This window comes from Chryseobacterium sp. NFX27 (assembly GCF_049887855.1).
GTDB lineage: Bacteria > Bacteroidota > Bacteroidia > Flavobacteriales > Weeksellaceae > Chryseobacterium.
In genome coordinates this window covers 146,099-168,512 of record NZ_JAGEKK010000005.1, presented here as the reverse complement: position 1 = coordinate 168,512, position 22,414 = coordinate 146,099, and the positions used below count along the sequence as shown (strand labels likewise).

General features: G+C 37.6%; 20 protein-coding genes. 15 read left to right on the top strand and 5 right to left on the bottom strand.

What is annotated here, in order from left to right; genetic code table 11:
* The first annotated feature begins 49 nt into the window (after positions 1-49).
* A complete protein-coding gene (locus J4Q03_RS07650; protein WP_426047598.1) occupies positions 50-904 on the top strand; it encodes a glycosyltransferase family 2 protein in 855 nt (284 codons plus the stop codon).
* 91 nt (positions 905-995) lie between these two features.
* Positions 996-2,042, top strand: a complete 1,047-nt coding sequence (locus J4Q03_RS07645; RefSeq protein WP_426047597.1) for a hypothetical protein — start codon at positions 996-998, stop codon at positions 2,040-2,042.
* Here the strand turns inward: J4Q03_RS07645 and J4Q03_RS07640 are convergent.
* The 5 genes from J4Q03_RS07640 to J4Q03_RS07620 all read right to left on the bottom strand — a co-directional run bounded on the left by J4Q03_RS07640 (position 2,035) and on the right by J4Q03_RS07620 (position 9,262).
* Positions 2,035-3,513, bottom strand: coding sequence for a lipopolysaccharide biosynthesis protein (locus tag J4Q03_RS07640; protein WP_426047596.1), 1,479 nt, complete (start codon positions 3,511-3,513; stop codon positions 2,035-2,037). The genes J4Q03_RS07645 and J4Q03_RS07640 overlap by 8 nt on opposite strands.
* 9 nt (positions 3,514-3,522) lie before the next feature.
* A complete protein-coding gene (locus J4Q03_RS07635; RefSeq protein WP_426047595.1) occupies positions 3,523-4,317 on the bottom strand; it encodes an FkbM family methyltransferase in 795 nt (264 codons plus the stop codon).
* 270 nt (positions 4,318-4,587) lie between these two features.
* A complete protein-coding gene (locus J4Q03_RS07630; protein WP_426047594.1) occupies positions 4,588-5,415 on the bottom strand; it encodes an N-acetylmuramidase domain-containing protein in 828 nt (275 codons plus the stop codon).
* A 150-nt stretch (positions 5,416-5,565) separates the two neighbouring features.
* A complete protein-coding gene (locus J4Q03_RS07625; RefSeq protein ID WP_426047593.1) occupies positions 5,566-7,437 on the bottom strand; it encodes a hypothetical protein in 1,872 nt (623 codons plus the stop codon).
* 223 nt (positions 7,438-7,660) lie between these two features.
* Positions 7,661-9,262 (bottom strand): hypothetical protein, encoded by a 1,602-nt coding sequence (locus tag J4Q03_RS07620; RefSeq protein WP_426047592.1) that lies wholly within the window; start codon positions 9,260-9,262, stop codon positions 7,661-7,663.
* Positions 9,263-9,650: 388 nt separating this feature from the next.
* On the opposite strand from J4Q03_RS07620, the gene J4Q03_RS07615 reads away from it, so the two are divergent.
* From J4Q03_RS07615 to J4Q03_RS07555, 13 genes are all read left to right on the top strand, one after another.
* A complete protein-coding gene (locus tag J4Q03_RS07615) occupies positions 9,651-10,493 on the top strand; it encodes an energy transducer TonB (protein WP_426047591.1) in 843 nt (280 codons plus the stop codon).
* Between the two features lie 167 nt (positions 10,494-10,660).
* A complete protein-coding gene (locus tag J4Q03_RS07610; protein ID WP_426047590.1) occupies positions 10,661-11,434 on the top strand; it encodes a ParA family protein in 774 nt (257 codons plus the stop codon).
* Positions 11,435-11,507: 73 nt separating this feature from the next.
* Positions 11,508-12,398 carry a ParB/RepB/Spo0J family partition protein gene (locus J4Q03_RS07605; protein WP_306844292.1) on the top strand — a complete coding sequence of 297 codons (891 nt, stop codon included), beginning with the start codon at positions 11,508-11,510 and terminating at the stop codon, positions 12,396-12,398.
* Positions 12,399-13,055 (top strand): DUF5683 domain-containing protein, encoded by a 657-nt coding sequence (locus tag J4Q03_RS07600; RefSeq protein WP_426047589.1) that lies wholly within the window; start codon positions 12,399-12,401, stop codon positions 13,053-13,055. It begins immediately after the preceding gene.
* 26 nt (positions 13,056-13,081) lie between these two features.
* Positions 13,082-13,819, top strand: a complete 738-nt coding sequence (gene dapB, locus J4Q03_RS07595) for a 4-hydroxy-tetrahydrodipicolinate reductase (protein ID WP_426047588.1) — start codon at positions 13,082-13,084, stop codon at positions 13,817-13,819.
* 130 nt (positions 13,820-13,949) lie between these two features.
* Entirely contained in the window at positions 13,950-15,596 is a 1,647-nt protein-coding gene (lepB, locus tag J4Q03_RS07590) for a signal peptidase I (RefSeq protein WP_426047587.1), read from the top strand.
* A gap of 60 nt (positions 15,597-15,656) precedes the next feature.
* Positions 15,657-16,280 (top strand): WbqC family protein, encoded by a 624-nt coding sequence (locus J4Q03_RS07585; protein WP_426047586.1) that lies wholly within the window; start codon positions 15,657-15,659, stop codon positions 16,278-16,280.
* 84 nt (positions 16,281-16,364) lie between these two features.
* A complete protein-coding gene (locus J4Q03_RS07580; protein ID WP_426047585.1) occupies positions 16,365-18,047 on the top strand; it encodes a S8 family serine peptidase in 1,683 nt (560 codons plus the stop codon).
* A 124-nt stretch (positions 18,048-18,171) separates the two neighbouring features.
* The gene (locus J4Q03_RS07575) at positions 18,172-18,663 is read left to right on the top strand and encodes a hypothetical protein (RefSeq protein WP_426047584.1); all 492 of its coding nucleotides are present in this window, start codon (positions 18,172-18,174) and stop codon (positions 18,661-18,663) included.
* A gap of 23 nt (positions 18,664-18,686) precedes the next feature.
* Entirely contained in the window at positions 18,687-19,376 is a 690-nt protein-coding gene (locus J4Q03_RS07570; protein WP_426047583.1) for an OmpA family protein, read from the top strand.
* A gap of 109 nt (positions 19,377-19,485) precedes the next feature.
* Positions 19,486-20,373, top strand: coding sequence for a decaprenyl-phosphate phosphoribosyltransferase (locus tag J4Q03_RS07565; protein WP_426047582.1), 888 nt, complete (start codon positions 19,486-19,488; stop codon positions 20,371-20,373).
* A complete protein-coding gene (locus tag J4Q03_RS07560) occupies positions 20,370-21,689 on the top strand; it encodes an FAD-binding protein (protein ID WP_426047581.1) in 1,320 nt (439 codons plus the stop codon). The genes J4Q03_RS07565 and J4Q03_RS07560 overlap by 4 nt, the downstream gene beginning before the upstream one ends.
* On the top strand, positions 21,689-22,414 hold the full coding sequence (locus tag J4Q03_RS07555) for an SDR family NAD(P)-dependent oxidoreductase (protein WP_426047580.1): 726 nt from the start codon (positions 21,689-21,691) through the stop codon (positions 22,412-22,414). The genes J4Q03_RS07560 and J4Q03_RS07555 overlap by 1 nt, the downstream gene beginning before the upstream one ends.

Genomic DNA, 22,414 nt, shown 5'->3' with positions numbered 1-22,414 from the left:
AACCATTCATCAGTTATCGCTTATCATTTATCATTATAAATTCACAGACTTGAGGTTTTTAATCATAATTCCTGCACATAACGAAGAAGGAAATCTTTCATTCACACTCGATTCTTTACAGCAGCAGAGCTTTAAAGATTTCCGAACTGTGGTAGTTAATGACGGTTCTACAGACGGTACGGCTGAAGTAATCAGACAATATACAGAAAATGATTCCCGTTTTGAAACGGTGAATCTTCAGAAATCTGTCCATCAGCCAGGTTCTAAAGTGGTGAATGCATTCAGGAACGGATTAAAAACTCAGAATATAGATGAATTTGATATTATCTGTAAATTTGACGCTGATATTATTCTTCCCGGAAATTATCTGGAAACATTAGAATCTGCGTTCAAAAATAATCCTGAATACGGGCTTATTGGCGGTTTGTTATACGTGGAAAAAGATGGCGGTTGGGTGTATGAAGGAAATTCCAATAAACATCACGTAAGGGGCCCTATGAAAGCGTATCGTAAAGAATCTTTCCTTCAGATCAGAGGATTGAGAGAAACGCTGGGCTGGGACAATATTGATTCCATTCTTTTAGAAAACCTGGGTTGGAAAGAAATTGTTCTTCCGGAATTACAGGTAAAGCTGATCAAAGTAAAAGGGGCGGATTATACAATCAGGCCGGCAGACTATTACGGCAGGTATTTTTACTTTTTAGGTCTGAACAGGTTTCTAGCCTATATCGCTTCAACCAAAGAAGCTGCAAAGAGCAGATCTGTTTCTTTTTTCTTTAAGATCATTAAAGCTTATGAAGCCTGCAGAAAAGCCAAACTGGAACTGAAGATCTCCAAAGACGAACAGAAAGCCATCAACGATAAACGGTGGAAAATGCTGAAGAAAAAATGGCTGAAAATATAGCACAATCATACATATAATTGACATCCAGCCAACGTTTTACCTTTGCTAATCTCTAATCTCTAATCTCTAATCTCTAATCTCTAATCCCTAATTGAAAAAAATCGCCTACATAGAAATAGATACCCACGCAGAAATTGCGCAGGCTTTCATGGATATCATGAAGGATTCTTCGGAATTTAGCGTAGACTATTATTTTTCGAAAAAGATCAAAGATTTGGTTATAGAGAATGGGGAGACCGTGTTTTTATCTGACAGCTCCATGATCATGGAACAGTTGAAATTAAAGAAATACGATCTGATCATCATTGGAACGGTCCACCGGTATTTCAACACCTTTCATGCGTTGGTTCAGAAATATAATGTGTCCGTTATTGTTCATAATATGAATTTTTCGACAGCTTCAAAAGGTGCTTTGATGAAAAGTGTTTTTAAAGGAGATATCATCTACCGGCTGAAGCTTTGGTGGAAAGAAGGCCTTTTTTATACCTCAAAAGCGTATAGGAATGCTAAGAATTTATTGGTGTTGGACGAAGAGCTTTCATCAGATATTTATAAATTTCTGCCTCTTTTTTACAGTGAAAATTTTGATAAACAGGAAAACAGAGATCTTACCGTTGTGATTCCGGGAGGCGTATCACAAAAAAGAAGAGATTACCATCACGTTTTTAAAACCATTCAAAATTTAAAGACAGAAGAAAAATGTAAATTTATATTTTTAGGAAAAGCTAAAGACAAGGAACTGAAGCAGCTGGAAGAATTGTCCCAAAAACTTCCTGAGAATATTTCTATCCAATATTTCTCAGAGCGGGTTTCCCATCATGATTTTGAAATCAGGATGCAGGCTGCAGATATTTTGTGGTGTCCTATTCAGCAGGAAACAGAGTTTTTCAGCAGAAAAGAAATCTATGGCAGAACAAAAATGACCGGAAACTTGGGTGATGCCGTCAAATATGGTAAAACAGCTGTTTTTCCTAAAGATTATCCTTCGAAATTAGAATTTATTGTTCCTGAGGCGGACAATATCCTGGAGCAGTTTGAAACCCTTAAGAATATACGCTTCGATTTCCAGAAAAATTACAGCAAAAAGACCGTTCTCAATAAACTTGAAAATGTTCTTTCCGGCCTCATTTCTATTTAAATTTAAAAATACTTTTAATAAAGTTTGCATTCAGATAATCATCGAGTGGAAATACTTTCGTGAAATAATTTCCGATGTAGATCAATACCAGAACAACAGCCGGTTTGTACATCAGGTTGATGAAATTATTATGAAAAGTGGGTAAAACAATCGCCACTGTAATCGCTAAAGTACAGATAATGGAAACGAAGATCATTTCAATCGTAAGCGGAGATACCTTGAATACAAAATAATTGAAGGCGATCTTGATGACATTGTAAGTCGTCAGTGAAATAGCTGTAGATAAAGCAATCCCGATGAGTTTCAGATCCGTATTTTTAATAAAATAATAGTTCAGTCCAATGGTAAGCCCGGCCAGAAGAAGCATGATCAGGATATTGAATCTGTAATATTTGGAAAGCGAAATGATATTCCCGTTAAAGCCCGTCGCCAGGTCAATTAAAACTGCAGAACCCCAGATCCATACCACGGGCTCATATTCTCTCAGCATCGTACCGTTTTTAGGCATGAATTCCGTGAGATAAGGAAAACCCACCATGATGCATGAAAACAGAACCGCACCTAAAAAATACAGGGATAATGATGTCTTTTTATGAAACCGGTCCAGTTCCTCCATGTCACCCTCAACCAGTGTTTTATTGATGATCGGGGCAGAGATGTTGAACAGTCCCAGCTGTGGAATTGAAATCAGGGAAATCAAAGCATAAAGAACGGAATAGATTCCTACTTCCTCCATTCCCATAAACTCACCGATCATAAAGCTGTTGATCGCCAGATAATTTCCAAAAGTTCCCAGGAATCCGAAAAAACTGTAATTGAAAAACTCTTTCCAGAAATTATCCTTCCTGAAATAATCCGTATTAAAGTCCAGCCTTATCTTTTCAAGTCTGTTTGTGTAATAAACGTATCCGAAAAGCATCAGAGCAAACATTCCGAAAAAGAAGGCAAATGCAATTTTCTGCGACAGTAAAAAGTAAGCAAACAGGCAGAAAGCACCCAGATTAGCGATCTTTGGGAAAAGATTGTCAAAAATATTGGAAACAACAATTCTCTTGTAATTGGAGGTATATTTATTAAGAATTGCACAGAAAGAAAGGATGAGGATCAGCGGAAGGATCATTTCCTTTAATTTCCATGCTTCAGAATGTCTGAATTTTGGAAAAAGGTAGGGGAGTACAAAAAACACTCCTGTAAAAATGATAAAATTAATAAATACCGTAAGCAGCGACAACGAGAGCATATTCTGTTTCTTACCGTCTTTTTCCACCTTGTGGAAAAATTTCACGTTGGAGTAGGAGATTCCCAATACCACAACAGGAACCAGCATCTCGGCAGTAGGCAGGATATAGCGGAGTTTTCCATAAAATTCAAAGTTGTATGGAAAGATAAAAATGGCGGATATGGTACCCAGCAGAAAACCAATATAACCTATGATGGAATATTTGAAGCCCTGTCTCGCTACTACACTCATAATGTTTTTTTAATGGTTTTTTGGCGTAAAAATAATGTTGTTTATATAGCTGGTCTTATTTTTTTCATCGTTCGTGTTGTGTATTAAGATCTCTTCCGTCAGGAGCTCCAGCTTAAAACTGTCACGGTTAAGATATTGCGCTTCATATCCCCAATTTTTTATTTCAGAAATATCAATCCAGATTGGTGTTTTGTGGTGTCTTTGTTCCATTTCTACCATCAGTGTCGGAAGGAACCGCGTGATGATTTTCTTGGCACCGGAAAGGGTTTTCATTTCATTTCCCTCCACATCTATCTTAATGAAATCCAGTCTGTCAAAATGCTCTATAGCAGCCCATTCATCCAGCTTGATCACTTTTACCTTTTCCGTATAGCTCTTCTCTTCACCTTTTTCTTTGTAAGAGGTGTTCAAAGTTCCCCGGGAGGCAATCAGTTTGCCGTTAATAACAGGAACCTTAAATTCAGCTGTTGTGTTTTCGTCAGAAAGCGCTAAAGGAAATATCCTCATTCCCGGAAAAAGTCTTTTCAGGCGGCCGTAAAGTTTCTTGTTGGGTTCAAAACCATAAATATGTTCATGGTTCAGCTTATGTTCCAACTGATAAAGAAAAGTTCCGACATTGGCTCCGATGTCCAGTATTACAGCATTTTTTGGAAGGTATTCCTTGATCCATACCAGTTCCGGTTCTACATTAAGCGCCGAAAAATTGTCCTTAGTAAGATTGTTTAAATTCTTAAAATATCTTTTTTTATAAAAACTCGGACTTATATATTGTAGTTTTTCTGCAATTTGTTGGTATAAAGACATCCTTAGTTATTTGACGAAAAGCAAAGATAAACAAAAATGTTAAACTAATGTTAAAAAATAATAAATATAACCAGTTGATTATCAATTTGTAGCTTTTAAATGCGTTTTGTAAAAAAAATGAATTTTAGCGGCTCATATTGCTGTGAAACCATTTCTGCAAACCATTTATCAACGTTGTATAAAAACAAGATTCCCACAGGTCACAGAAATTCAAAGGATGTAAGTGACTTCGAATCTGTGTACCTGCAGGAACTTAAAAAAACTACTTATTTAGTTTTGTGAATATTTTGCATAGGCTTTCGCAAGCTTCTCATCATATTTGTTTTCCCTGTATCCGGCCCCGTTATAAAGCTTTGCAAAACCTGCCCAGTTTTTATTTCTGAGATGAACAAGGCAGTTGTTCTTCTCCAAAAATTTCCCGAATGCTCTCAAATGTTCACCCTCATTGAGTTCCATTCTCGAAACAAAAATATCTATATCGGAATATCCTAAATTTTTGGCATGATAGCCCATGATTTGAAAACTCCCCCAAGAAGCAGAAGACAGTGCGGCCTCTTTAAAGTGCGGATTGCTATTCAGACTGATGGCTTCATTTAATCTGTCGTATTCTTTCACTCCGCCCTGGTAATGCGCTCTTGTCCATTTCGGATAAAGAACGTTCTGGCTGTTTGAATTGTAATAAGAATTAGGATCGATCCCTCTTTTTTTGAGTTCACTCCAGAAAACATGGCCTTCAAAAAGTATTTTGGGCTTATTGTTAATCAGAAAACCTTTTCCGCTGCTTTCAATTTCATTCACTGCTTTTACAGCAGCCAGCTCCAGATGGTATTCATCTGCAAACTGGATAAGATCTTCTTCTTTCAGAAATTTATCGGTCTGGCTCAAGGGTTTTTCATCTTTTTCAAGAAGAACGGCCCAGGTTTTTACACCTACGATTCCGTCCACTACCAAAGAGTTTTTTCTTTGGAAATCTTTCACAGCTGCATCCACTTCCAGAGTGAATGAATCCGAGATTTTAAGGCTGTATCCAAGTTGATAAAGGATCTCACATAAGGTAAGCACTTCCGGTGTTTTTGTATAATATTTTAAAAGTTTCATGACAGTTTTTTTAATGATAAATGATAAATGATAAATGATAAATGATAAATGATAAATGATAAATGATAAATGATTTTAGATAAAGTACATGGACTGACCTCTTAAAGTCTCAGGCATTAAGTCTGATATCTGACCTCTGAAGTCTGGTTTCTAATTAACCGGTACTCGCGGCATTCTCTCACAGATCATTCCGATCAGGAAAAAAGATTTAAACTTTACCTCCTCCCGTTGAAGCTTATATTCAAGGTTAAGAGGCATCGCACTGGTAACACTGAAGTTCTGATTCAAAACGGCATAATCATCAATTCTCAGCTCAATGCTGTATTCCCCAAGAGGAATCAGCTGATTGACCATGCCTGCTTCATTGCTTTCGATCTCAAAAATCCTGTTGTTATTGGTTCCTTTAATAGAAATAGCACATTTATAAATAGGTTCGTTATTGATTTTATCAGAAACCCTGAACTGTATAACGGAACCTGGAGGAGATGGCGGAACAGGAGAGGGAATTGGATTTGGAGTGGGGATAGTCGGAAATTTTGGACCCCATGATCCCCATGGGACTTTAATGGGATGAGTCGGCTGAGGTACCGGCTGTACCGGACTTGCTCTGTGTGGAACCGGATTAAGAGGTCTTAAATTTTTAATATTGCTGAGAATATTTCCGGTATTTATTTTGCCTTCGATTGCTGTATTGACTGTTGCTTTGGCGCTTTCTGCAGGCTCATGTTCCACTGTTGCTCTGGCTGAAAAGTCATTAATAACAGCTGACCTCTGGGTTTCGGCGATGGCTGTTTTCTTGGCCAGATAATGAAGCTGATCAGATTTGATGGTCTTTACATTAGTGATCGCCTTGAGGAACTTCTGGTTATTGTTTTTATTGATGAAAACCTGCTGTTTCATTACCATAGGCCCGAAATAAACCAGCTGTTCGGTGTTGCTTACACTGCTGCTGATAATGGACGGATCAAGGATCACCTTCAGATTTTTAATCAGCATCATGGTTTTTGGAAATGCAGGAAGCTTGAAATCGTTGGAGATGGTCTGTCCGTCTGATATCTTTTTAGGCTCCTTCCATTCAAAATAATTGGAAAGCATAAAATTTTTATTGAACCAGTTTCTTTTTAGGTGTACAAAAGAATATTCCACTTCCACGGCCTGGATCATGCTTTCGTCATAATCTATCGATAAAATCTCGGAGGGGATATTTTCATTACCGTTTTTCGCTTCAGAATGAAGTCCTTCCAATTCGGATCTTTCAATGCGCATGCTGTTCCATCCCGATTCATTTTCCATAAAGTCATACGGGATAAAATTAATGTCGTGAATCGAAGAATTGCTGATCACATCGGTTTTTTCTGCAGCCTCAAATGTATGTTTTGCATTTTGCGCCATAGCAAGATAGAGGTCGGCATCAGAAGATCTGTTGATTCTGGCCAGCTCCTTTTCAATAGTATCTATACTGCCTTTTACTTTCCATTCCGAAAAAGCGAGTTCTTTCAGATTGTTTAAATTGACAAGCCGGTCATTCCAGTTTCTTTTTTCCTCATCAGTTTCCAGTCCGTCCAACACCAGTAGGTGGTCTGTTATTTTAATGACGGTATCTTCATACAGTATTCTGTACTTTTTATACGCTTTAAACTCCCTGGTGTCGCTGTTTTTGGCATCAAAAAGAATGGTGCTTTTGTTTTCAAGAACCTTATCCAGATTTTCCTCCAAATTTTTAAGGTTGTTTTTATCCAGGATATCTCTGTAAATATCAAATAAGGAATTATTGGGATTAAGGTCCCAAAAGTTGGGAGAGATAGGCACAGAGTTCAGTTCGTAAGCTACATTTTGCTTTTTAATGATCGAAAGCGCTTTTTTCTGTTCATCGTTCAGCAGACTTGGAGGTTTTAGCAGTTCCAGCTCCTCATTATCATAAATGCGCAGGGAGGGGCAAATCATAGGCAGATCATTTTCCATCGAACTTTGGGACATATAAATGTTCTTCAGTTTCTGGTAGACGGCTACAAAATATTTCATGGTTATCGTTTTTAGTTTAGGTGAATAACCGGCAGAAAAAACTTCTGCCGGCCATTCTATTGAGAAGGATATATGGTGTAAGAAGAGAAGAGAGAAGAAGGGAGACTGGAGGTTAGTATGGTACGTACATCTTTAATAATTCTCAAAAATTATTAAAACTACACCGTGACTGCATCTTGGTACTCAATAACTTCCTTCCTCCGGCTTCAGACTTCCTTTCTGCTTATGATTTTCCGTCCGCCCATTTTTTAATCTCAGGATTCGGGTTTGGAGATTTCGGTACGATATGACATTTGTACCCGATGATGTAAATTCCTTTTGAGGTCAGTGTTTTACCTTCCCATTCATAGCTGGATTTTACATTCTGATTGTCATAGCTGTAGTTTCCTCCGATCACGAAAGGTCCTATTCCTACTGCACCGCCTGCGGATATAGAATTCTTAGCTTCAGTGTATGCTGAGCTGCTGTCTTTAAAATTCAGAGAGACATCTTTAGCAATGATCAGCTCCGTGATGATAGACGGCATAAGTCCCTTCCCATTTCCATCGCTGATCATATCCCCGTTCAGGGTCTGTGGGGACTGTTCGTGAAGCTTCCAGTATTTAGATTCTATGAACTGCTGATTGAACCAGCCTCTTTCCACTCTTACTTTTCCTACTTTGAAAGAAATATCCATACTCGTATAATCGGATTTTATCTGCGTTTTTTCATTTTTTCCACCGCCTTTTGCTCCAATAGAAAATAATCCCATGCTGAAACCTCCCGCAGCACCCCAGTTGTGAATTGATTTAGAATAATCATAATTGGATTTTCCCTGCGAAATAGAAATTTCCGGCCATCCTTTTGATTCCCTCAATGCATTGGCAGCTACCGGAATACATGGAGAATAGTTCGTATAGTCTAAAATCCTGGTTCTCTGGCTGTTCCTGAATTCTGCCTGAATTCTTTTCTTGATCACAAGCATGTGTTTCTCTTCAATCTCGCTCAGGTAATTTTGAATTCTCTCCACAGCCTCCTTATATCCTAAAGACTGCCATGCCTTTAAAGCGGCATCTTCACGCTTTTTCATGTTTTTTCCGTCAATGGATACTTTTGCCATGGCATCAGTATCACCATTATCTGCGGCAGTTCTGATCTCGTTGTTTGCGTCCACGATATCATAATACTTCATCTGGTATTCTACATATTTTGCATAAGTAGGCGCTACGAAAGTGTGGATCAGCTCTGGTTTGTTCAGATCATCTACCGGAGCATTCTCATCAAAATCAGGATTCTTTACCTTTTTTATTTTGAATAATTTGTTTCTCAAAGAGTCTAGCTTTTTCTCTACTTTCTGATCAAAGTCTGTATCTACAACTACTGACCACTGCAAAAGATCTTCATATACCTTAGAAACCCTCTTCTGTGAATCGTTCATAATAGTAATCGCTCTTCCTTTTCCGTCTTCCGTAAGTGGTGGAAGCTGTGATGGAATAGCGTCGGTCATTGCTGCAAACTGTTCCATTTGCAGGTATTTTTTGAATTTACTGTTGGATAATGCGGTCTGATAGGCTTCCATATCTATTTTCGGATTTCCGTTGGCATCCAGAATAGGTTTTCCTGTTCCGTCCAGCATTGGTTTTGGTGAAGGGGCATCTCCGAAAAGACCATTCAGTGCATAATCAAAAGTGTCTTCCGAAAGTGTAATCCCTACCGGATCAAATGCGATGAAATCATCTTTCCCCAGGTGTTCCGGATTTCCTCCGTTGGTTACTGTGTCATAAATCTGCTTTAAAAGCATACTCATTAATGAGTTTGTTTTTGCGTCTTGAGTTAAAGTTGGCATAATTATAAGTTTTTTAAAAAATTGCTTACTCTTTTTGGTTTTCAGCGTCCCCGATTTTTCTATGGTACAAATGTATTTCAGTATTGCAATTGATTCATCAGTGTTTTTCCTGTTTTTTAATGTGGTTTTAACTGTTTTTGATTTTATGATATTTATTTTATAAATAATGACGGGTTTTTTGCGAATAATAAAATGAATTACTGTTAAGTTTTATATATCTCTGATTGATTAGAATGTTAAATTTTACATATTGTTATAATATTTTTTAAAATATTGATGTTTTGATAAAATTTTGGCAGATGTTTTGATATCGAAACAATACTTATCGATAAGAACATCTAAAACTAATAATCACTGATTTTTTTAACAGTTTAAATATTTAATAGTGATGAAACACCTAAACCAAAATCAGGAATTTCGTTTTAACGAAGTTCTTTTTGAGCACCGAAACAAAGAATATGGTGCCTATGCATTAAGAAATGAATCAGATAGATTATTAACCAAAGCGCTTTTTGTAGGCGTGAGTTTATTGGCTGCTATTTCAATAACGCCGTTTGTGATTTCAGCGTTTACAGATAATGCTCCAGCTATACATACACCTACTGATGGTCCTCCGGTAGTTATTAAACTAAAAAAAGTGGATCCAATAGAAAGACCACCTGTGGAAATTGTAAAACCGGTTCAGCCTGTTACGCCTCCAAACACGAGACAATTTGATAGTTCTGTTCCAACACCTAAGTCTGATGCAATAGAACCAATTAAACAAACTAAACCCCAAGATGCAACTCCTGGACTAGTAGATAATTTTAAAGGAGATCCAGTAAAGCCGGATAGATATCTTCCACCGCCCCCGGTTATAGGAAGTGGGCCTGTTACTACGGTTCCAACTGTTCCTCCGGTTGATAAGAATAAAATTATAGGTGGAGGAGATTTGGCTGTTGAGGCAGCTTATGAAGGAGGAATTAACTCTTTCAGAAATAAGGTGATGAATAATTTTGATGGTTCAGGTTTTGAAGGAGAAAACGGAGTGATGAAAACAACAGTTACTTTCGTAGTGGAGATTGATGGAAGCATTTCCGGAATAAAAGCTAACGGAGCAAATACGGAGTTTAATAATGAAGCCATCAAAACCATTAAATATATCAAAGGAAAATGGAAACCTGGCTTAAATAAACAAGGTGAAGCCGTAAGAAGTTATTTCAAATTTCCAATCACAATGAACTTTGAATAACTGACATAAAAACAAATCTTAAAATAGTTATCCACAAAGAATTTTTTTTGTGGATAATTTTTTTAATTGTTAAACTGTTTATTAACAATACTTTAACTCAATTTTGAATTTCACCATTCATACAGAGCAAAGAAAAAAGTGTATTTTTGAAACCTAAAGTTCTAATAATGGCAAAAATCATAGGTATCGCTAATCAAAAAGGAGGAGTAGGAAAAACTACCACAGCTGTAAATCTGGCGGCAGCATTAGGGGTATTGGAAAAAAGAATATTGATCATTGATGCTGATCCACAGGCTAATGCAACCTCTGGACTTGGTGTAGAAGATGTTCAGTACTCTACATACAATCTATTGGAGCACAGTGCAGATACAAGTACTTGTATCAAAAGAACAGCTTCTCCAAATCTGGATATTATCCCATCACATATTGACCTGGTAGCAGCGGAAATTGAACTCGTAGATAAGGAAAACAGGGAGTATATGCTGAAAAAAGCATTAGCAGAAGTAAGAGATGATTATGATTATATCATTATAGACTGCGCACCGAGTTTAGGACTTATTACAGTTAATGCCCTTACTGCAGCAGATTCTGTGATCATTCCGATACAGTGCGAATATTTTGCATTGGAAGGGTTGGGTAAGCTTTTGAACACTATTAAAAATGTACAGAAGATCCACAATAAAGATCTTGGGATTGAAGGTCTTCTTCTTACGATGTACGACAGCAGATTAAGATTGTCTAATCAGGTGGTTGAAGAAGTGAATTCACATTTTCCTGACATGGTTTTTGAAACCATTATCAGCAGAAACGTAAGATTGAGTGAAGCACCAAGCTTTGGAGAAAGTATCCTGAACTACGATGCAGAAAGTAAAGGTGCTATACAGTATATTCAGCTGGCCGAAGAAGTCTTGCTGAAGAATGAAAACTTAGTAAAAAATTAATTTAATAATAAATGGATCCCCTATAAGTGAATGAGGACCATCACTTATCAATCATCATTTATCGATTATATATATGAAGGACAAAAAAAGAGCTATGGGACGTGGTTTGGGCGCTATTTTGAGCGCTGAATCTAAAGCGAGTATCAACTCCGCTACCGATGAAGGAGCAGATAAGTTTGTGGGGAATATTGTAGAGGTTGCCCTTGAGGATATTTATCCGAATCCGACCCAGCCGAGAACTTATTTTGATGAAAAAGCATTAAACGAACTTGCCCTGTCGATTAAAAACTTAGGCGTGATCCAGCCGATTACCTTAAGAAAAGACGGTGAGAAATTCGAAATCATATCAGGGGAAAGACGTTACCGTGCAAGTAAAATTGCCGGACTTCCGACCGTTCCTGCCTATATCCGTCTGGTAAACGATCAGGAGCTCCTGGAAATGGCTCTTGTTGAAAATATCCAGAGAGAAGATCTTGATGCCATTGAGATCGCTCTGACCTATCAGAGACTTTTGGACGAGATTGGCCTTACTCAGGAAAATCTGAGCCAGAGAGTAGGAAAGGACAGAAGTACTATTACCAATTCTATCAGACTGTTACGGTTGAATCCTGATATTCAGAATGCCATCAGAAGCGGCGAAATCTCTGCAGGACACGGAAGAGCGATCATCAGCCTTGAAAGTGAAGAACACCAGCAGATACTATTTGACCTGATCATCAAAGAAAAACTCAATGTACGTCAGGCTGAGCAGGCTGCTACCGCATTGAAGAATCCTAAATCACCCGCAGCGAAAAAAGTTAATACTGAGCTCTCCAACAATTATAAAAGAGCACAGAAAACCATCGCTGATATATTAGACGTAAAAGTAGAAATCAAAACCTCCGGAAACGGAAAAAAAGGTAAAATTCTCCTGGACTTCAAAAATGAGGAAGAGCTGGAATATATTTTATCCCATATTAAATAAATGAAGAAATTATTTTTCACATTCTTTTTGGGCATTTTTGCTTTTGCTTATTCGCAGGTGGTTCCCGGCGACACAGTTCGTGTAGGGCCTCTTCCGAAAGACAGTGCGGTGGTTACTGAAACTGTAAAACCTACAAAAACAGTAAAAACGGAAGCTAAGATTATTCAGGATCTTGAAAATGCAAACGGACCTACAAAGAAAACCATTAAGCTGAACCCTACAAGAGCCGGGCTGTATTCTGCCGTTCTTCCGGGACTAGGACAGTATTATAATAAAAAATACATCAAAATTCCTATTGTCTGGGGAGCTGTGGGAGCCGGTATCGGATATACAATCTGGAGTAACAACCAGTACAAGAAGTACAGAGAATATTACGTGGCAAAACTGAACGGAACCCCTAATGAATTTGTAGACAGCCATCCCTGGCTTGATAAAAAAGCTTTTGGGAATGCTCAGGACAGATATAAAAGACAAAGAGATTACGCCATCGCCATTACAGGCCTCATCTACATCCTGAATATTGTAGATGCCGTGGTAGATGCACATCTTTATGAAAGCCGCCACGATCCGGATCTGAGTTTTAATCCTACGGTAATTCAGGATCAGTATGGATTTTCAAACCCGAAAACAGGCTTAAGTTTAAGCTATAGATTTTAAGTATAATTTTGAATAACGCTCATTGAATGGTAAAGTTCATTGAGCATAATAAAAGATATCACATGAGAATAGCATTAGTTGGATATGGTAAAATGGGGAAGATCATCGATGAGATTGCACAGAAGAGAGGTCATGAAGTAGTGGCCCGCCTTAAAGAAACTCCAACAGCTGAAAATCTTAATAACCCGGACGTTGCCATTGAATTTTCATTACCCGAGGCGGCATATCATAATATAAAAGCCTGTCTTGAAAATAAAGTTCCTGTGATTTGCGGTACCACAGGTTGGCTGGACAAAAAAGAAGACATTGAAAAAATTGCTGTAGACAATGACAGCGCATTTTTATATGGCTCTAATTTTAGCTTAGGCGTGAATTTATTTTTTGCCCTGAACGAAAAAGTAGCTGATATCATGAAAAATGTAGATGAATATTCCTGCCAGCTGGAAGAAATTCACCATGTTCACAAAAAAGATGCTCCCAGCGGAACCGCAATTTCTATTGCTGAAGGAATCATCAAGAATAATCCTAAATTTAACGCCTGGAAACTGGAAGAAACACAGGGGCAGGAACTGGGGATCTTTGCCATCCGTGAAGATGAGGTTCCCGGTACCCACAGCGTATATTATAAAAGTGAAGTGGACGAAATTGAAATAAAGCATACTGCCTTCAACAGAAACGGGTTCGCACTCGGAGCCGTAGTCGCTGCAGAATGGATTAAAGATAAAAAAGGAAACTTTACAATGAAAGACGTTTTGGGGCTTTAATTTGTAACAAATTCTTTAAATTGCATACCAATAAAAAAATGATGAATAGTAAATTATAAATAGCAGAACGCTGTGATCATTTATTACTCATCATTTATCATTTATATACTTAGAATAGGCACAAAAAACTATGAATTATTTTTTAACTTATACAGTATACGTTCTCATTTTATCTGTACTGATGGGAATTTCCACTTGGAAGCTGTTCAAAAAAATGGGGTATAGTCCATTATTGGCATTTATACCTTTCTATAATTACTTCATTATATTAAAAGAAACAAAACACCCGAAATGGTGGGCTATCCTGTCCTATCTTCCGATAGTTGGACCCATTATGATGTCTGTTTTCCATATTTATTTAATGAAAAAATTTGGAAAAACTCTTTTTCAGCATCAATTGCTTACAGTAATCCTGCCGTTTATCTATATGGCAACAGTGAACTATTCTAAAGATGTAGAAATAGAAGACGAAAATGCCAACGATCTGTTCATTACAGACGAAGAGAAAAATGAAAGAAAGAAAGATACATTCATTGGGTCTATTACTTTTGCGGTTGTTTTTGCAACCATTATTCACGTTTTTGTAACACAGCCGTTCGGGATTCCTACAGGATCTATGGAAAGAACACTTTTAGTAGGTGATTTCCTTTTCGTGAACAAATGGAGCTATGGATACAGAATGCCGATGCGTCCTGTGGCGATACCATTCCTTCAGGGAACCATTATGGATATAGGACAGAAAGGAAATCCAAAAGATGATCCCAAATCATATGTTGATGGTATAAAACTTCCTTATACAAGAATTTTCCAGTTCAGCAAGCCTCAGAAAAATGATGTAGTTGTCTTCAACTATCCACGTGATTCCGTGCATACAGCGATCGACAGAAGAGATCCATACGTTAAAAGATGTGTAGCCGTTGCCGGTGATACCTTTGAAATGAGAGGCGGAAGACTTTTCGTTAACGGAAAACCTGAAATGGTTTTAGGAGATCAGGAAGTACAGCACAGATATATTGTCAATACCGGAAGTCAGCTTGATATTCCTGCATTATATAATACATACGGATTCCTTCCAGTACAGGAGGTTCAGGGTGAAAATGGATATATTTATGCTTTCCAGGGACTTACGGATAAAACTGCTAGAGAGATCAAAGCACTTCCCCAGGTCATTGATATGAAAGAGGATGTGACTCCTAAAGGCGAGGCAGCAGTATATTACAGAGACGAAGCTAAAACAAAAATAGACACCACGCAGTCTATCTTCCCAATCAACAAACCTTGGAATCAGGATTGGTACGGGCCTTTAAAAATTCCTAAAAAAGGAGATGTGGTAACACTGAATCAGGAAACTCTGCCGGAATACAGATGGATTATTTCTGAATATGAACATAACAGTCTGGAAAATAAAAACGGTAAAATTTTTATCAATGGTAAGGAAACAACCCAGTATACCATTAAACAGGATTATTACATGATGGTAGGAGACAACAGAGACGCTTCATTAGATGCGAGATTCTTTGGTTTCGTTCCGGAAGAAAACATCGTAGGAAAACCTATGTTTACCTGGATGAGTGTACAGGGAGTATTTTCTGATGCAAGCTCAACTTACCAGGCTCCGAAAAAAATACGATGGGACAGAATGTTTAAAGCAACAAACACTGGTGAAGCCAACAAAACATCTTACTGGTGGATTGCTGTAATGATCCTTATACTGTTCTTCGGATGGGAGTATTTCATGAAATTATTCGGAAAGAAAAAAAGGGAAGACGAAGTATAATTTAAATTAAAACCTAAAAATAAAATGAAGTATTTGAGAGAATGCTTCATTTTTAATATAATGAATATGACAAATGTATTATTGCCGGTATTTTATATGCCCCCGATTTCATGGTTTTCAGTGTTTTTAAATCCTGAAAACGAGATTATATTTGAGCAGTTTGAAAACTTTCCTAAACAGACCTACAGAAACAGAACGAATATCTATGGGGCAAATGGAAAGCTTTCCTTAATAATTCCTATTGATCATAACGGGAAAAGAGAATTTAAAGATATTGAGATCTCATATAGAGAAGACTGGAGAAATCTGCACTGGAAATCCATCAAAACAGCCTATCAAAGTTCCCCTTATTTTGAATATTATGAAGATAAATTCAGGAAAATATATGATCTGAAAGAAAAATTCCTTCTTGATTTCAACCTTAAAGGATTAGAAGTCATACAGCAGATCCTTAAAACAGAAAAGGCACAGTCTTTGAATGAAGAATATATCAAAAATCCTGGAAGTATTAATTTCAGAGAGAAATTTTCGGCTAAACATCCTTCAGAATTTAAAATGGAGGAATATTACCAGACCTTCTCGGATAAGCTGGGATTTTTGGAAGATTTATCGGTTTTGGATCTTATCTGTAACAAAGGCCCTGAATCTTTGACTTATATAAAAAATATTAAACAATCATATTAACATGAATTCGCCGTTAATGAAATTCTGTGGAAATAAACCAATGAAAATGGCGATTGCATATGACTTTTAAATAAATATCAACATATGAAAAAGGTATTATTAGCTGCTGTTTTTCTGGCAGGTTTTAGTTTCTCTTATGCTCAGGAAGCACAGGCTAAGAGCATTGACCCGAAAGAAGATAAAGATCTGATGACTTGGTATCATAAAGATTTTTCTGCAACAAAAGTATACGGAGTAAATACGGCAAACGCCTATAAATATTTAGAATCTAAAGGCCTTAAGCCAAAAACTGTTGTCGTAGGAGTTTTAGACAGCGGTGTTCAGGTTGATCACCCGGGTCTTGTAAAAAATGTATGGTCAAATCCTAATGAAGTTCCAGGAAACGGAAAAGATGATGACGGAAACGGATATATTGATGACATACACGGCTGGAACTTTATCGGCGGTAAAAATGGCGACATCGACATCGACAATATGGAGGTGACAAGAGTTGTTGCTAAATACAAGTCTGTTTTCGAAGGTGATGATTCTACAAAAAACAAAGCAAACCAAGCGAAAATGCCTGAAGAGTTTGCTATGTATATGAAGTCTAAAGAACTTTTCAGCAAAAAAAGCGTAGAAGCAAAACAAAGTCTGCAGACATATACGATGATCAACAGTATCATTCCAAATATGCTAAAGCTTTTAGGGGGTAAGCCCGTAACTGCAGAAACTTTGCAGGGAATTAAACCTCCGACAGATCAGAAAGATGCTATTGCTCTTCAGATTTTAGGACAGGTTTCTGAAAATCCTGAGTTCAAAGGAAAATCTTCCGCAGATTTCGAAAAGCTGATGAAAGAGCAGATGAAAGAAGCTATTGATCATTTTACTCCACAATCCAAACAGTATGACCTGAGCTATGATCCTAGAAAAGAAATTGTAGGAGATAACTACGATGATTATTCTGAGAAAAACTATGGGAATAATGACTATGAAGGCCCGGATGCTGAACACGGAACACATGTTGCAGGAATTATTGCCGGTCTTCCTCAAGGCAAAGAAATACAGTATGGTGTAGCTTCCAAAGTAGCTAAGATCATGTCCGTAAGAACCGTTCCAAACGGAGACGAAAGAGATAAGGACGTTGCCAACGCGATCAGATATGCAGTGGATAACGGTGCAAAAGTGTTAAATATGAGCTTCGGAAAACCGGTGTCTCCGGGTAAAAATGTAGTTTGGGATGCTTTCAAATATGCTGAAGACAAAGGCGTTCTTTTAGTAAAAGCAGCAGGTAACGAAAACGAAGATGTAGCTGAGCACCTTGCTTACCCTACCAATTTTAAAAATGTTGCAGATGAGAAGCCGTTTGTAAATAACGTTTTGGTTGTAGGAGCAAGTACTAACAGAAATAACGAGCTTAGAGCAGATTTTTCAAACTATAATAAGAAAATGGTAAACGTTTTCGCACCAGGAGAGGAAATTTACTCTACAGTTCCTAAAAATGAATACAAATATCTTCAGGGAACTTCTATGGCGTCGCCGGTAGTCGCCGGAGCTGCAGCAGTATTACTTGCCTATATGCCTAATCTTAAGCCTCACCAGATCATTGAGTCGCTTGTAAAAAGCAGTAATCCTAATGCGGATAACAAATTTCCTGACTACTCTCAGGCCGGAGGTGTTATAGATCTTCAGAAGGCAGCAGAATATGCCTACACCAATTTCTATGACGGAAAATCTTCAGGGAAAAGTAAGCCTGCGAAATCCGTAAAAAAGGCTGTTAAAAAATAATATATCTTCCTGTATATAAGGAGAAAACATTTAAAGTCCGAAATTTTCGGACTTTTTTTATTTTTATCTTTCAATTTGGCACGGTTTTTTGTAACTTTATACTAACAAAATAATAAACAACAAAATGAAAAAGTTACTACTTGCAGGGATGATTGGAACATCACTTTTTGCAGTGTCCTGTTCCTCAGTGAAAAAAGCAGAAACATCACAAAACCAGAGAGCTGAATACTTAAAGTTAAAAGGCGACTGGCAGATTGTAAGTGTGGACTATGAAAAAGGGTTCAAAATCAAGCCTTTTGATGAAGGTGCAGATGCCCAGTGTTTCGTAGGAAGCCATTGGAGATTAATTCCAAATAACTACACCGGTGCCTATACTTTAAACGGAGGTGGAGCTTGCCCAAGCCTTACACGTCCCATTAAATTTGAAGTAAAAGATGGCAATACTTTCTTGTTTAAAAAAATCGCTGACGGAACTAAAGCTAAGCAGAACACTGTAGGATACTCTTTAACGATTACTAACCAGTCTACAGATCAGTTTTCACTTGTACAGAGTGTTCCGTTCGACGGAAGTACAGTACAGGTTGTTTACAACTTCCAAAGAACAGGAATGAAATAATTATAATATAAAAGATTAAAAAAATGAAATTTAACAAAACATATATAGGAGCTCTTTTCTTATCATCAGCATTATTGCTAACAAGCTGTGAAGCTGTTCAGAATTCTAATCACCAGCAGAGAGGTACAGCAGTAGGTGCTGCTTCAGGAGCTGTTCTTGGAGGTATTTTGGGGAATAATGTAGGAAGTGGTAAAAACTCAGCATTAGGAGCAGTATTAGGAGGTATTATCGGTGGTGTTGCGGGTAACGTAATCGGTAATAAAATGGACAAGCAGGCGAAGCAGATTAAGGAAACTTTACCTGGAGCGGAAGTAGAAAGAGTAGGAGACGGTATCAAAATTACCATGAATGAAAGCATTGTAAACTTTGCTTTTGACTCTTCAAATTTAACTTCAATTGCTCAGACGAACCTTGATAAGCTAGCTACAGTTCTTGTGGATAACCCGGATACCAATATCAATATCTACGGACATACAGACAGCAAAGGTGCTGATGCTTACAACCTGTCTCTTTCTCAAAGAAGAGCAGACGCTGTGAAAGCTTATCTGTCCGGAAAAGGAATTGCTTCCAACAGAATGTTTACAAAAGGTGAAGGAGAATCTATGCCTGTAGCTACCAATGATACAGACGAAGGAAGAGCTAAAAACAGAAGAGTGGAATTTGCCATTACTGCTAATGAGAAAATGATTAATGAAGCCAAACAAGGGCAGTAATTAATTTAATTATATAAATATTTTCGTAAAAGACCGCCTCGGCGGTTTTTTTTGTATTTTTATGGTGTTAAACTTTGAATTCACTATTTTTGCAAACGATACAGCATAAATGAAGAAATATCTTAAACTCCTCCGTGTAGAACAATGGGTGAAAAACCTGTTTGTTTTCGTTCCTCTGTTTTTTTCCGGAAATATTACCAATCTGGACCTACTTAGTAAAAGTATCTTTGCATTTATCATCTTTTCCCTTGCAGCAAGCGTTGTCTACATCCTGAATGACTATAATGATATTGAGGCCGACAGAAAACATCCTGAAAAGAGAAGACGGCCTCTGGCAAGCGGAGCGGTTTCAAAAGCCAAAGCTGTGGGAATCCTTACAGCACTCGTTATCATTGATGTTGCTCTTGTGTTTCTTGCTCACCTTTATTTTCAGGAGCCTCTATGGAAATTTGCCACTATCATTGGGCTTTATATTGCCGTTAATCTTGCCTATACCTTTAAGCTTAAGCATGTTCCGATTATTGATATTTTCATTATCGCTTTGGGTTTTGTGCTGAGGGTTTTAGCCGGCGGTTATATTACAGAAATAGGCATTTCCCAGTGGGCTATCTTACTGACTTTTGTCCTGGCCCTGGTTTTAGCAATCGGGAAAAGAAGAGGAGAGCTCATTAATGCTCAGGTTTCAGGAAAAACGAGGAAAGCATTGGATGGATATAATGTACAGTTTGCAGATATTGCACTGTCTATTTCAGTTACACTGGCTATTGTCTGCTATCTTATGTTTACCCTTTCACCTGAAGTTCAGGCACGGTTTCATGAGAGAGTCTTTTATACCGTCATATTTGTAGTTTTTGCTTTTCTAAGATATCTTCAGCAGACATTAGTGTACAACAGGACAGAATCTCCTACGAAAATTGTGTACAGAGACCGGTATATCCAGATCACTTTAATACTTTGGGTAGCCGCTTTTTTAATCCAGATTTATTTTAAAAAATGAAGCCAAATTTCATACAGAAAGTTACAAACTGGGGCAATTTCCCGGTGATAGAAAAAGAAATGAGATCTGAGGACAGCTTCAAAAAAATAAAAGAATTTGTACTCAATCATAACGAAATCATTGCAAGAGGGAACGGCAGATGCTATGGTGATGCCTCTCTGGGAGAAACCATATTTTCAACAAAAAAATTAAATAAATTCATCAGTTTCGACCGTCTCAACGGTATTATAGAATGCGAATCCGGAGTATTGCTTTCCGATGTGCTTGAAATTTCGGTGCCGCAGGGTTATTTTCTTTATGTAACTCCCGGAACAAAATTTATTACAGTAGGAGGAGCTATTGCTTCTGATGTTCATGGTAAAAACCACCATGCGGAAGGCTGTTTTTCAGAATATGTCACCGAGTTTAAGTTGATGACAGAAAACGGAAACATCATTACATGCTCCAGGGAAGAAAATTCAGATAAGTTCTGGGCTACCATTGGAGGAATGGGGCTTACCGGGATTATTCTTACCGTAAAATTTAAACTTAAAAATATAGAATCTGCCTACATCCGTCAGGAAAGCATAAAAGCAGAGAATCTGGACGAAATTTTCAGGCTCTTTGAAGAAAGCGAAAACTGGACATATACGGTAGCGTGGATCGACTGTCTTCAGAAAGGCAAAAATTTAGGAAGAAGTATTTTAATGAGAGGTGAACATGCTTTTCAGCATGAACTTCCACAGAATATGACAAAACAGCCTTTAAGACTGAAGAAAAAACTACAGCCTACGGTTCCTTTTTATTTTCCGGGGTTTGTGCTGAATGCATTAACGGTGAAGATCTTCAATCTCCTGTATTATAAAAAACAGGCAAAAAAAGAGGTCAAATCATTCATTGATTACGAAACCTTTTTCTATCCTTTGGATGCAATTAATGACTGGAATAAGATCTACGGGAAAGCAGGCTTTATCCAGTACCAGATGGTTATTCCAAAAGAAGCAGGTAAAGAAGGGATGAAACAGATTCTGGAGACCATTGCAGCAAGCGGGAACGGATCTTTTCTGGCTGTTTTAAAGCTCTTTGGAAAAAATAACCCTGAGGCTTATAATTCATTTCCTGTTGAAGGCTATACGCTGGCCCTTGATTTTAAGGTTAATGCAAAGCTGAAAAGCCTTGTTGAGAAATTAGATGATACGGTGCAGAAGTTCGGAGGAAGAATTTATCTTACGAAAGACAGCATGAGCAGATCTTCGCTCACCAATTATCTTAAAAATATTCAAAGTTCAAAATTTGTGTCTTTACAGCACAAAAGAATCATAAACAACAATTCATAATGATAGTTCTGGGAAGTACGTCTGAGGTGGCACAGGCTTTTGTTGAAAAGGCTTTGCAGGAAGGGGAAAAGTTTGAAAAAATATATCTTTTTACTTCAAATAAAGAAACTACTGAAAGATTCGCGAAACACATTGATGTAAAGTTTCTTCAGCAATCCGAAGTGATTGAAATTGATCTGATGAAAGAGATTGATTATAATACATTTGATCATGTCAGTTCAAATGTATTATTTTGTGCCGTAGGGTATTTAGGCGATGGAACTGAAGAAGGTCTTTATGATAACAGGAATACAGAAAGGATCATTAACATCAATTATTCAAAGCTGGTTCCCGTTATGAACTACTTTGCACAGAAGTTTGAAAGCAGAAGATCAGGAACCATTATTGGTCTTTCATCAGTAGCAGGAGACCGTGGGAGGCAGAGTAATTTTATCTATGGAAGCGCAAAAGCGGCTTTTACAGCTTACCTAAGCGGACTTCGTAACTATCTTTTTGATAAAAAAGTACATGTTCTTACCATAAAACCGGGATTTATGGCCACAAAAATGACGGAAGGACTGCCTTTAAATCCTAAACTGACCGCAACACCAAAACAGGCTGCAGACTGCATTTATAAAGCATTTAAAAAGCAGAAAAATGTGGCATATGTTTTGCCGGTATGGAGTATTATTATGGTGATTATCAGGAATATACCTGAATTTATATTCAAAAAATTAAAGCTTTAG